Annotated in this window: 3 protein-coding genes; all 3 read left to right on the top strand. The window is 69.1% G+C overall.

Annotated elements, in window-relative coordinates; translation table 11 throughout:
* Positions 1–2984: condensation domain-containing protein (locus tag EPN51_RS25820; protein ID WP_293048567.1), on the top strand; the 2984-nt coding region annotated here is incomplete at its 5' end.
* Entirely contained in the window at positions 2981–10630 is a 7650-nt protein-coding gene (locus EPN51_RS25815; protein ID WP_293048565.1) for a non-ribosomal peptide synthetase, read from the top strand. The genes EPN51_RS25820 and EPN51_RS25815, both read left to right, overlap by 4 nt.
* Positions 10631–11239: 609 nt before the next feature.
* Positions 11240–12737, top strand: a 1498-nt coding sequence (locus tag EPN51_RS25810; RefSeq protein ID WP_293048563.1) for a condensation domain-containing protein, incomplete at its 3' end; no start/stop codon positions are given.

The raw sequence follows: 12737 nt of genomic DNA, 5'->3' as shown, positions 1-12737 counted from the left end.
AGCTCGACACCCGCGCCCTGCCGGCACCGGAATACCAGGACGTCGACCGGTACCGGGCGCCGGCGAGCGCGATCGAGGAGATCCTGGCCGGCATCTACGCCCAGGTGCTGGGGGTGGAGCGGGTCGGTGTGGACGACTCCTTCTTCGACCTGGGTGGGGACAGCATCCTGTCGATGCAGGTGGTGGCCCGCGCCCGGGCCGCCGGCGTGGTGTGCCGCCCGCGCGACGTCTTCACCGAGCAGACGGTCGCCCGGCTGGCGCGGGTCGCCACGATCGCCAGCCCCGAGGACGACGTGCTTGACGAGGGGACCGGCCCCGTGGTGGCCACGCCGATCATGCGCTGGCTGCAGAACATGGACGGTCCGGTCGAGCAGTTCAACCAGACCATGGTGCTGGCGGTCCCCGCCGGCGTCACCGCCGACGACGTGGCGGTGGTGCTGCAGGCGTTGCTGGACCGGCACGCGATGTTGCGGCTGCGCGTCGAGGACGACGGCGTGGGCGGGTGGGCGCTCGAGGTTCCCGAGCCGGGCTCGGTGCAGGCCGGCGACTGCCTGGAGACGGTCGAGGTGTTGTCCGAGGCGGGGCTGGCCGAGGCCCGGTCCCGGCTGAACCTGGCCGACGGCCTGGTGGTGAGCGCGGTATGGGCAAGTGCCACAAACCAATTGGCGTTGATCATCCATCACCTGGCCGTCGACGGGGTGTCGTGGCGGACCGTCATCGAGGACCTCAACATCGCCTGGGCGCAGCATCACAGCGGCCAGCCGGTGGCGCTGCCGGTGGGCGGCACCTCATTCGCCCGGTGGTCGTCGCTGCTGGACGAGTACGCGCGCCGCCCCGAGGTCATCGAGCGGGCCGAGGAGTGGCGGCAGGTGGCCGCCGTCCCGGCGGTGTTGCCGGCGGCGCGGCCCGAGGACACCTATGCAACGGCCGGGCAGCTGTCGGCGTCGCTGGATATCGAGACGACCCGCCTGCTGCTGGGGGAGGTGCCCGCGGCGTTCCACGCCGGCGTGCAAGACATTCTGCTGATCGCCTTCGGGTTGGCCTGGACGCAATTCGTCGGCACCGGCGCGCCGATCGCCATCGATGTCGAGGGCCACGGGCGCAGCGAGGAATTGGGCCCGCAGGTGGACCTGTCGCGCACGGTCGGGTGGTTCACCGCCAAGTACCCGGTGTCGCTGAGCGTGGGCGGCCTGTCGTGGGGCCAGGTGATCGGCGGTGACGCGGCGCTGGGCCCGGTGATCAAGGGCGCCAAGGAGCAACTGCGCGGCCTCCCCGACGGCCTCACCTACGGGTTGCTGCGCTACCTGAATCCCGATGTGGACCTGGGTGATTCGGATCCCGTCATCGGCTTCAACTACCTCGGCCGGCTCGGTGGCGGGGCCGCCGACTTGTCGCCCGACCTGTGGCAGCTGAGCGCGGACAGCTTCGCGTTGGCCGGCGCGGTCGGGGCGGTGGCGCTGCCGTTGCCGCACACGGTGGAGCTCAACGCCGGCACCATGGACACCGCGGACGGCCCGCACCTGCAGGCCAACTGGACGTGGGCGCTCTCGGCGCTGGACGAAAAGCAAATCGGCAAGCTCAGCGAGCTGTGGTTCGACGCCCTGGCCGGCATCTGCGCGCACGTGCAGGGCGGCGGGGGCGGGTTGACCCCGTCCGACATCGCCCCCGCCCGGCTGAGCCAGCGGGACATCGACGAACTGCAGCAGCAGCACCGCGTCGCCGATGTGCTGCCGCTGACCCCGCTGCAGCAGGGCCTGATGTTCCACACCGGCAGCGCACAGGACGGCCAAGACTTCGAAGACCTCTACGCCGTGCAGCTCGACATCTCCGTCGCCGGCGCCATCGACCCCGAGCGGCTGCGCGAGGCGGTTCAGACGGTCATCACCCGTCACCCCAACGTGGTGGCCCGGTTCAGCGAGGACTTCGGCGAGCCGGTGCAGGTCCTGTCGGCCGATCCGGAGCTGGCCTGGCAGTACGTCGAGCTGGACACCCACGGCGGCTTGGACCAACAAGACGAGCAGATCGAGCGGCTGTCGGCCGGCGAACGCGCCGCCGTCTGCGACCTGGCGGGCAACCCGCCCCTGCGGGGCACGCTGATCCGCACCGGGGACGACACCTACCGGTTCGTGCTCACCAACCACCACATCGTGCTCGACGGCTGGTCCAAGCCGGTCCTGTTGCAAGAGATCTTCGCCAGCTATTTCGGGGTGCGGCTGCCCGCACCGGTGCAGTACCGCAGCTTCATCACCTGGCTGTCCGAGCAGGACCGCGCCGCCGCTCAGGCAGCGTGGCGCGAGGTGCTCGCCGGTTTCGACACCCCCACGCTGGTGGGTCCGTCGGGCCGCATGGGGCTCGGTCCGCGCGGCGTGGCCGAGTTCGCAGTGTCCGCGGAGACCAGCCGCCTGCTGGGCGAACTGGCCCGCTCGTGCCGCACGACCGTCAGCACGGTGCTGCAGGCGGCCTGGGCGCAGTTGCTGATGTGGCTGACCGGCCAGCACGATGTCGTGTTCGGCACCGCGGTTTCGGGCCGGCCGACCGATTTGGCCGGATCCGAGTCCATGGTGGGCCTGCTGATCAACACCGTGCCCGTGCGGGCGACCATCGGCGCGGAAACCACCATCGCCGACCTGCTTGACCAGCTACAACGCGCCTACACCAGCACACTGGACCACCAGCACCTGGCGCTGAATGAAATCCATCGTGTAACGGGACATGACCAAATTTTCGACACAATGTTCGTGTACGAGAACTATCCCATCGATACTGCCGCGCTATCGGCCGTGGACGAGTTAACTATTAGTGGATTCACGAATCGGGAATACAACCACTACCCGCTTTCGGTGCAAGCCGTGCCGGGCCATGAAATTGGCCTTCGCGTCGAGTTCGATACCGACGTATTCGGCGAGGCGAGGATCGAGAAGCTAGTCGAGCGTTTCAAGCGGGTACTGGAAGCCATGACCGTGGACTTGGAGGAGCAGTCATGACCGTCGGTGCGGGACGGCGATTGTTGTCGATCGATCTGCTGGATGGCGGCGAGCACGACCGACTCGACGAATGGGGTAACCGGGCGATATTGACCAAGCCGGTGAAGGCCCCGGCGTCCATTCCCGGAATGTTCGCTGCCCAGGTGGCGCGCGCACCCCGGGCGGTAGCGCTGAATTTCGAGGGTCGCTCGATGACCTACCTGGAGCTCGATGAGGCCGCCAACCGGCTGGCGCACCTGCTGGCCGAGCAGGGCGCCGGCCCGGGCGAGTGCGTCGCGCTGCTGTTCTCCCGCTCGGCCGAGGCCATCATTTCGATCCTCGCGGTGCTCAAGACCGGGGCGGCATACCTGCCGATCGACCCGGCCCTGCCGGCGACGCGGATCGAGTTCATGCTCGGCGACGCCACCCCGATCGCCGCGGTCACCACCGCCAGCCTGCGCACCCAGCTGGACGGGTTCGACCTGCCCGTCATCGACGTCGACGAGGCCGCTGCCGATAACCGGTCCAGCAGCGCGCTGCCCGGGCCGGATCCCGAGGACATCGCCTACATGATCTACACGTCGGGGACGACGGGTGTCCCCAAGGGAGTGGCCGTCACGCACCGCAACGTGACCGAATTCCTGAAGACCCTGCACGCCAAACTGCCGGCCGGCTCGGGGCAGGTGTGGTCGCAGTGGCACTCGCTGGTGTTCGACGTCTCGGTGTGGGAGATCTGGGGTGCGCTGCTGCACGGCGGGCGCCTGGTCGTGGTTCCCGAGTCGGTCGCGGGCTCACCCGATGAGCTGCACGCCCTGCTGGTCGCCGAGAAGGTCAACGTCTTGAGCCAGACTCCGTCCGCGGTGGGGATGCTCTCGCCGGAGGGCCTGGGGTCGACGGCGCTGGTGGTGGCCGGCGAGGCCTGCCCCGCCGAGGTCGTCGACCGGTGGGCGCCGGGACGCGTGATGATCAACGCCTATGGCCCGACCGAGGCCACCGTGTACGCCGCGATGAGCGCGCCGTTGGCGGGGGACTCGGGCGCGCCGCCGATCGGTTCGCCGGTTCCCGGCGCGGCGCTGTTCGTCTTGGACAAGTGGTTGCGGCCCGCGCCCGAGGGCGTGGTCGGTGAGTTGTATGTGGCCGGCCGCGGTGTCGCCACCGGGTATGCGCGCCGGGCCGGTTTGACGGCGTCGCGGTTCGTGGCTTGCCCTTTCGGGGGGCCGGGGGCGCGGATGTATCGCACCGGCGACCTGGTCCGCTGGGGTGCCGACGGGCAGCTGCAGTACCTGGGCCGCGCCGACGAGCAGGTCAAGATCCGCGGCTACCGCATCGAACTCGGCGAAATCCAGTCGGCCCTCGCCTCCCTGGACGGGGTGGACCAGGCCGCGGTGATCGCCCGCGAGGACCGTCCCGGCGACAAGCGGCTGGTCGGTTACATCACCGGCGCCGCCGACCCGGCCGAGCTCCGCACCCAGTTGGGCAAGCGGCTGCCCGCCTACATGGTCCCGGCCGCGGTGGTGGTGCTCGAGGCGCTGCCGCTGACGGTCAACGGCAAGCTCGACAAGCGTGCGCTGCCCGCCCCGGAGTACCACAAGCGGGCCGGCGAGTATCGTGCCCCGTCCGACCACACCGAGGAGATCCTGGCCGGCATCTACGCCCAGGTGTTGGGTGTGGAGCGCGTCGGTGTGGACGACTCCTTCTTCGACCTGGGTGGAGACAGTATCCTGTCGATGCAGGTGGTGGCCCGTGCCCGCGCCGCCGGCGTGGTGTGCCGCCCGCGCGACGTCTTCGTCGAGCAGACGGTGGCCCGGCTGGCCCGCGTGGCCACCGACGGCGCCGATGAGGACGACGTGGTCGACGAGGGGATCGGGCCGGTGGTGGCCACCCCGATCATGCGGTGGCTGCAAACCGTGCAAGGCCCGATCGACGACTTCAACCAGACCATGGTGCTGGCGGCGCCCGCGGGTGTGAGCGCCGACGACGTGGTGGTCGTGCTGCAGGCCCTGCTGGACCGCCATCCCATGTTGCGGCTGCGGGTCGAGGACGACGGCGCCGGTGGCTGGAACTTGCAGGCGCCCGATCCGGGCTCGGTGCAGGCCGGTGACTGCCTGCGGTCGGTCGATGCGTTGACCGACGCGACGCTGGTCGAGGCGCGGTCCCGGCTGAACCCGGGCGCCGGGGTGATGGTGAGCGCGGTATGGGCAAGCGAGACAAGCCAATTGGCGTTGATCATCCACCACGTGGCCGTCGACGGGGTGTCGTGGCGGACCCTGATCGAGGACCTCAACATCGCCTGGGCGCAGCATCACAGCGGCCAGCCGGTGGCGTTGCCGGTGGGCGGCACCTCGTTCGCCCGGTGGTCGTCGCTGCTGGCCGAGCACGCGCAGAGCCCGGCGGTGATCGAGCAGGCCGACGCCTGGCGCAAGGTGGTGTCCACCCCGGCCGTGCTGCCGGGGGTGCGGCCCGATGTGGACACCTACCAGACGGCGGAGCAGTTGTCGGTGTCGTTGGATGTCGAGACGACCCGCCTGCTGCTGGGGGAGGTGCCCGCGGCGTTCCACGCCGGGGTGCAGGACATCCTGTTGATCGCATTCGGGTTGGCCTGGACGAAGTTTGTCGGCAGCGGCACGCCGATCGGCATCGACGTCGAGGGTCACGGGCGCCGGGAGGAGCTGGGGCCGCACGTCGACCTGTCGCGCACCGTGGGGTGGTTCACCACCAAGTACCCGGTGGCCCTGACCATCGACGGGCTGGACTGGGCGAGCGTGGTGGCGGGTGACGACGCGCTGGGCACGGCGGTCAAGGCCACGAAAGAGCAGCTGCGCGCGCTGCCGGACGGGCTGACCTACGGACTGCTGCGCTACCTCAACCCCGACATCGAGCTGGGTGGATCCGACCCCGTGATCGGGTTCAACTATCTGGGACGCCTGGGCGCGGCCGCGGACCTGCCCGGCGAATTGTGGCGGTTGAGCCCCGACAGTCTGTCGCTGAGCGGCGCGGCCGCGGCGGTGGCGATGCCGCTCATGCACACGGTCGACCTGAACGCCGGCACCATGGACACCGAGGACGGCCCGCACCTGCACGCCAACTGGACGTGGGCGGCCTCGGCGATGGACCGCGAGCAGATCAGCCAGTTGAGCCGGCTGTGGTTCGAGGCCCTGGCCGGTATCTGCGCCCACGTGCAAGGCGGTGGCGGCGGGCTGACCCCGTCCGACATCGCACCGGCGCGCCTGAACCAGCGGCAGATCGACGAGCTGAGCAAGCAGCACCAGATCGCGGACATCCTGCCGCTGACCCCGCTGCAGCAGGGCCTGCTCTTCCACGCCAGCTTCGCGCAGGACCCGGGCGACGACGTCTACGCGGTGCAGCTCGGCATCACCGTGACCGGTGCCCTGGATTCGCAGCGGCTCCACGAGGCGGTGCACACCGTCGTCAACCGCCACCCCAACCTGGCGGCCCGGTTCTGCCCGCAGTTCGGCGAGCCGGTGCAGGTGATCCCGGCCGACCCCGTCATGGCGTGGCGCTACATCCAGCTGGGCCCCGAAGACCTCGACCCGGAGCAACGGGTCGAGGAGCTGTGCGCCGCCGAACGCGCCGCGGTGAGCGATCTGGCCAACCGGCCGGCGTTCCGGGCCGCGCTGATCCGCACCGCGGACAACCGGTACCGGTTCGTGCTCACCAACCACCACATCGTGATGGACGGCTGGTCGCTGCCCATCCTGCTGCGCGAGATCCTGGCCAACTACTACGGGGACCAGCTGCCCGCGCCAGCGACCTACCGCAGTTACCTGACCTGGCTGGCCAGCCAGGATCGCACGACCGCGCAGGCGGCGTGGCGCGAGGTGCTCGACGGATTCGAGGCCCCCACCCTGGTGGGCCCGGCGGGCCGCATGCGGCTCGGCCGGCGGGCCGTGGAGTCCTACCGGCTGTCCGCGGAGACCACGCGCGCCCTGGGTGAGCTGGCCCGCGCGTGCCACACCACCGTCAACACCGTGCTGCAGGCCGGGTGGGCGCAGCTGCTGATGCGGCTGACCGGCCACCATGACGTGGCGTTCGGCACCGCGGTGTCGGGCCGGCCGGCCGACTTGGCGGGCGCCGAATCCATGGTGGGTTTGCTGATCAACACCGTGCCGGTGCGGGCCAACATCAACGCGGAGACCACCGTCGCCGACGTGTTGGACCAGCTGCAACAGCACCACAACGACACGCTGGAACACGAGCATCTGGCGCTGAGCGAGATCCACCGCGTGACCGGTCACGACGCGCTGTTCGACACCCTGTTCCTGTACGAGAACTACCCGATCGACACCAGCGTGCCGTTGGGCTTCCACGAGTTGGCCATCACCGATGTCACCAACCGCGAGTACAACCACTATCCGCTGTCGGTGATGGCGCTTCCGGGCCGCGAACTCGGCCTGCGCGTCGAATACGACACCGACGTGTTCGACGCGGTCGGCATCGAGAAGCTGACCGAGAGGTTCCAGCGGGTGCTGTCGGAGATGACCGCCGATTCCACCCGACGGCTGATGGCCCTGGACGTGGTCGACGACGCCGAGCATGAGCTGCTCGACGCGTGGGGCAACCGGTCGGTGTTGAGCCGGCCGGGGACCGGGAAATCGATTCCGGGGATGTTCGCCGCACAGGTGGCCCGCACCCCGGACGCGGCGGCGCTGAGTTTCGAGGGTCGCTCGATGACCTACCGGGAGCTCGACGAGGCCGCAAACCGGTTGGCGCACTTGCTGATCGAGGAGGGTGCGGGCCCGGGCGAGCGGGTCGCGCTGCTGTTCTCCCGGTCCGCCGACGCGATCGTCTCGATCCTCGCGGTCCTCAAGACGGGGGCGGCGTACCTGCCGATCGACCCGGCGTTGCCGGCCGCGCGGATCGAGTTCCTGCTCACCGACGCCGAGCCGGTCGCCGTGGTCACCACGTCGGGCCTGCGGTCGCGGCTCGACGGCTGCCGCCCGACGGTCATCGACGTCGACGACCCGGCGCTGGACACCCAGCCCAGCACGGCGCTGCCGATCCCGTCGTCGGACAACATCGCCTACCTCATCTACACGTCGGGCACGACCGGCGTCCCCAAGGGCGTGGCCGTCACCCATGACAACGCCACCCAGCTGGTGGAATCCCTGCACGCGGACCTGCCGGAGGCGGGGGTGTGGGCGCAGTGGCACTCGCTGGTGTTCGACGTTTCGGTGCACGAGATCTGGGGTGCGCTGCTGCACGGCGGCCGGCTGGTGGTGGTGCCCGAATCGGTCGCGGCGTCGCCGGATGAGCTGCACGCGCTGCTGGTCTCCGAACAGGTCACCGTGCTGAGCCAGACCCCGTCGGCGGTGGGGATGCTCTCGCCGGAGGGCCTGGACGCGGCGGCGCTGGTGGTGGCCGGTGAGGCCTGCCCGGTCGAGATCGTCGACCGGTGGGCGCCGGGACGCGTGATGATCAACGCCTATGGCCCGACCGAGGCCACCGTGTACGCGGCGATGAGCGCGCCGCTGCAGACCGGGGCCGGGTCGGCGCCGATCGGTTCACCGGTGCCGCGGGCCGCGTTGTTCGTGCTGGACCGCTGGCTGCGCCCGGCGCCCGAGGGTGTCGTCGGCGAGCTGTACATCGCGGGTCACGGTGTGGCGGCGGGGTATTCGCGTCGGTCTTCGCTGACGGCGTCGCGGTTCGTGGCCTGCCCGTTCGGGGGTCCGGGTGCGCGGATGTATCGCACCGGCGACCTGGTTCGGTGGGGCCACGACGGTCAGCTGGAGTACCTCGGCCGCGCCGACGAGCAGGTCAAGATCCGCGGGTACCGGATCGAACTCGGTGAGGTGCAGGCGGCCCTGGCCGGGCTGGACGGGGTCGAGCAGGCGGCGGTGATCGCCCGCGAGGACCGTCCCGGCGACAAGCGGCTGGTGGGCTACATCACCGGCACCGCCGACCCGGTCGGTATCCGCGTCCAACTGGCCGACCGGTTGCCCGCCTACATGGTGCCGGCCGCGGTGGTGGTGCTGGACGCGCTGCCCTTGACGGTCAACGGCAAGCTCGACAAGCGCGCCCTGCCCGCGCCGGAATACCAGAAGCGTGGGGGCGAATACGTTGCCCCGTCGGACCCCACCGAGGAGATCGTGGCCGGCATCTTCGCCCGGGTCCTCGGGATGGAGCGGATCTCGGTCGAGGACTCCTTCTTCGAACTCGGCGGGGATTCGCTGTCCGCGATGCGGGTGATCGCCGAGATCAACACCGCCGTTGACGGTGCCCTGTCGGTCCGCACGTTGTTCGACTCGCAGTCCGTCCGGGCCCTGAGTCAGCGGATCACCAGCGGTGCCGGCTCGGAGAACGCCGCGGGGCCCGGCTTCGCTGCGGTGCACGGCGCCGACGCCACCGAGGTGCATGCCCGCGAGCTCACCTTGGACAAGTTCATCGACGCGACGACGCTGTCCACCGTGCCGACGCTGCCCGGTCCGAGCTCCGAGGTGCGGACGGTCCTGCTGACCGGTGCGACGGGTTTCCTGGGTCGCTACCTGGTGCTGGAATGGCTCGAGCAGCTGGAATTGGTCGAGGGCAAGCTGATCTGCCTGGTGCGGGCCCGCTCCGACGAGGACGCCCGGCGCCGTCTGGAGAAGACCTTCGACAGCGGTGACCCGGAATTGCTGCAGCACTTCCAGGAATTGGCCGAAGAGCACCTGCAGGTTGTCGCCGGCGACAAGGGCCAGGCCAACCTGGGCCTGGACGACGAGACCTGGCAGCAGCTGGCCGACACGGTCGACCTGATCGTCGACTCCGCGGCCGTGGTCAACGGCGTGCTGCCCTACAACGAGCTGTTCACTCCCAATGTCGGGGGCACGGCCGAGCTGATCCGGTTGGCGCTCACCACGAAGATGAAGCCGTTCGCGTACGTGTCGACTTCGGACGTGGGGCGCCAGATCGAGCCGTCGGTGTTCACCGAGGACGCCGACATCCGGGTCATCAGCGCCACCCGTGTCATCGACGGCAGCTACGCCAACGGCTATGGCAACAGCAAGTGGGCCGGCGAGGTGTTGCTGCGCGAAGCCCACGACCTGTGCGGTCTGCCGGTCTCGGTGTTCCGCTCCGACATGATCCTGGCCGACACCAGCCACGCGGGCCAGCTCAACGTGGCGGACATCTTCACCCGGATGATCCTGAGCATCGTGGCCACCGGCTGCGCGCCCAAGTCGTTCTATCAGCTCGACGCCGACGGCATGCGGCAAAGCGCGCACTTCGACGGCCTGCCCGTCGAGTTCGTCGCCGAGGCGATCGCCAAGCTGGGCGCCCAGGTGATGGAGGGGTTCGAGACCTATCACGTGATGAACCCGCACGATGACGGAATCGGGCTGGACGAGTACGTCGACTGGCTGATCGAAGCCGGCTACCCGATCGAGCGGGTCGGCGACTTCGGCGAGTGGCTGCAACGCTTCGAGACCGGCCTGCGTGGCCTGCCGGAACGGCAGCGGCAGAACTCGGTCCTGCAGATGTTGCTGTTGCTGCTGCGGGATCCGAAGAACCTGCAGCCCGCCGAGCCGGCCCGTGGGGCGTTCGCTACGACCGACCGGTTCCGCGCCGCCGTGCAGGAAGCGAAAGTCGGTTCCGACAACGACATCCCGCACGTCAGCGCCCCGGTGATCGTCAAGTACGTCACCGATCTGCAGCTGCTCGGTTTGCTCTAACCTTCGAAGGCTCCAGCGCGGCGTGGTCCCTACGGACCGCGCCGCGCTGCCGTATGCGCAATTCCCGTTATTCGGTCCTGGTTTTGGCCCTTGTAGCCGGCCCGACGTCTGCTGCCGATAACCCGGCGATAACGGTCGAGACCGCGATTTAGGGCGGCGAAATGGCTGAACGCCCTCAAACCAATCAATACTGTATGTTGCTGAGCGCGAGCTGATCAGTACTGAAGGTACGTGTATTAGCCTGGTTACTGAGATTCGATATACAGATTTCGCGATTCACAGGACATTAAGTTTGAATAAACCTGGACTAGCGGGGTGCTTCTCTACTAGCCTCCGAACTGTTGCACTCATGTTGACTACGAGATCTTCGGAGTCGGTGAGCGGCGGCCCGGTTGATAGCGACACCGCCAGCTTTGTCGTCTCGCCCAACGATGGGGTGCAACGACGGTGCGGTCAGCCTCTGGCGACGCTCCAGCCGATTGCTCGGTGGGGCGCCGCCAAGCGCGCCGTGCCGCGCCGGGGCATCGAGCAGAAGCGGACCGCGCTTCTGCACGGACGGTTTCAGTCAACCGGGGGGTTGAAAGGAAGACCCTGTGGTTGGGGAGTTGGATGCGGCTTGATCGTCAAGCACTTCCGCTAACGCGCGGACAGCTAGATATCTGGCTGGCGCGTGAAACCGGTCACTCCGATACCGAGTGGCAGCTTGGGCTGTTCGTGCGGATTGACGGCACGGTCCAGCGCGACGCCCTGCAGTGGGCGATCCGGCAAGCCGTGCAGGAAGCGGAACCGACCAGGGTCGCCTTCTTCGAGGCGGACGGCGAAGTCTTCCAGCGGGCGATCGATGACGCGAACGTCGAGCTGACCTTTGATGACCTCAGCGACCTGCCCGATCCCGTGCAGGAAGCGCGCCGGAGAGCGTTGGCAATTCAGCGGACGCCCATGCCGCTCACCGGGCCGCTGTTCCGGTTCGTCCTGTTTGCGACCCGACGCACCGAATTCTTCCTGTTCGCGTGCTGCCACCACATCGTCATCGACGGGACCGGCGTCGGGCTGGTCGGCCATCGCATCGCCTCGATCTACTCCGCGATCGTTTCCGCCGGACCCATTCCTCCGGCCGTCTTCGGCTCGCTGCAGGAGCTGATCGACTGCGAATCACAGTACGAAGGCTCCGATGAGTACCGCGGCGACGAGGCGTACTGGACAGCGAACCTTCCCCCGGACAGCGAGGGGCACCACCGGCCGCCCGACGGCGCCGGCGAGCGCGACCCGTGGCCGTCCGCCCCCGTCGCCCTCGACCCCGCGGTGCTGCGCCGAGTTCATCGGTTCTCCGAGGTCTGGGGTGTATCCCAGACCTCGGTCATCACGGCCGCCTGCGCCTTGTTGGTGCGTGGGTGGTGTGTCGAGGGCCCGGGCGTGGTGCTCGATTTCCCGGTCAGCCGGCGCGTCCGCCCGGAGCTGAAGACGCTTCCCGGCATGGTCGCCGGTGTGGTGCCGTTGGTGTTGAGCGTCTCGCCGCAGTCCACAGTCGCCGCGTTCTGCAGACACGTCGAGACGCGCATCGACGAAGCCATTCAGCACCAGCGATTTCCGGTGCACGCCCTGGAACGCAAAGTCCGCGGCCTGGCAAAGCCGCCCGAAAGGGTCAGCGTCAACTTCATCCCGTCGGCGTTCACGCTGCCCTTCGGCGGCGTCACCGCATCGGCGTCCTACACGAACTCCGGCCAGGCGGACGGCTTCGGACTCATCTTTTCCGGCGACCGTGACGACCTTTTTCTCAGCACGGCGGGCAGGTGGGAGCCGTGGGCGCATCTCGACGCCGCCGACTTGGCGGGACGGCTGCAGCAGCTACTGGTGGCGATGACGGCCGATCCGACCCGGCCGCTGCTGTCACTGGATGCCGTCGACGTGGACGAGCGCGCCCGGCTCGACGAGTGGGGCAACGGTTCGGCCCTGGACCGGCCGGCGACACCGGTCACGGTGGTGGGGTTGTTCGCCGCGCAGGCGGCGCGGACTCCGGATGCGGTGGCGGTGTCGTTCGAAGACCGGTCGATGACCTACCGGGAGCTCGATGAGGCGGCCAACCGGTTGGCGCATCTGCTGGTCGACC

This window comes from Mycobacterium sp. (assembly GCF_004298145.1).
Taxonomy (GTDB): domain Bacteria; phylum Actinomycetota; class Actinomycetes; order Mycobacteriales; family Mycobacteriaceae; genus Mycobacterium.
The sequence above is the reverse complement of the archived record's forward strand: the minus strand, read 5'-3'. Positions and strand labels throughout refer to the sequence as shown.

Bases quoted from the DNA above. Each gene is read 5' to 3' on its own strand.
- EPN51_RS25815 (WP_293048565.1), top strand. From the start codon at position 2,981: ATGACCGTCGGTGCGGGACGGCGATTGTTGTCGATCGATCTGCTGGAT.